The organism is Burkholderia sp. BCC1985 (genome assembly GCF_905339915.1).
Taxonomy (GTDB): domain Bacteria; phylum Pseudomonadota; class Gammaproteobacteria; order Burkholderiales; family Burkholderiaceae; genus Burkholderia.
On record NZ_CAJPGY010000125.1, the window covers coordinates 1 to 649 of the forward strand.

General features: G+C 60.4%; 1 protein-coding gene. It reads left to right on the forward strand.

Annotation, left to right across the window (positions count from 1 at the left end; translation table 11 throughout):
• The coding region (locus tag U4Z31_RS36940) for a sigma-70 family RNA polymerase sigma factor (RefSeq protein ID WP_321812994.1) at positions 1–649 on the forward strand (649 nt) is incomplete at both ends.

The following is a 649-nucleotide window of genomic DNA, read 5'->3' on the forward strand; positions in this document are numbered from 1 at the left end:
CATCAGCCGGCGATTCAGGCGGCGCAGCAGAAACTCGTCGACATCGAGTCCCGGGTCTCGTTGCCGCTCCAGCAGCTCAAGCAGATCAACCGCCAGATGAGTGCCGCGGAACTGAAAATGCGGCAGGCCAAGCGCGAGATGATCGAGGCGAACCTTCGTCTTGTCATTTCAATCGCCAAGAAATACGTGAACCGCGGCATGCAGTTCCTGGATTTGATCCAGGAGGGCAATATCGGCCTGATGAAGGCCGTGGACAAGTTCGAATACCGGCGCGGCTGGAAGTTCTCGACCTACGCGACCTGGTGGGTCCGGCAGGCGGTCACGCGTGCGCTCGCCGATCAGGCGCGGACCATTCGCGTGCCGGTCCACATGATCGAGACGATCAACAAGCTGAACCGGATATCGCGCGAAATCTTGCAACAGACAGGGCAGGAAGCGCATCCCGCAGTGCTAGCAAAGCGCATGGAGATGTCCGAGGAGAAAGTGCTCGGTATCCTCAAGATCGCCAAGCAACCTGTCTCGCTCGAAACCCCGGTGGGTGACGACGCCGATGCAACACTCGGCGACATGATCGAGGATGTCTCGGCGAGTTCACCGGCTGAGGCGGCGATTCACGCGAACATGCGCGCGGCGATCGACGAGGCACTCG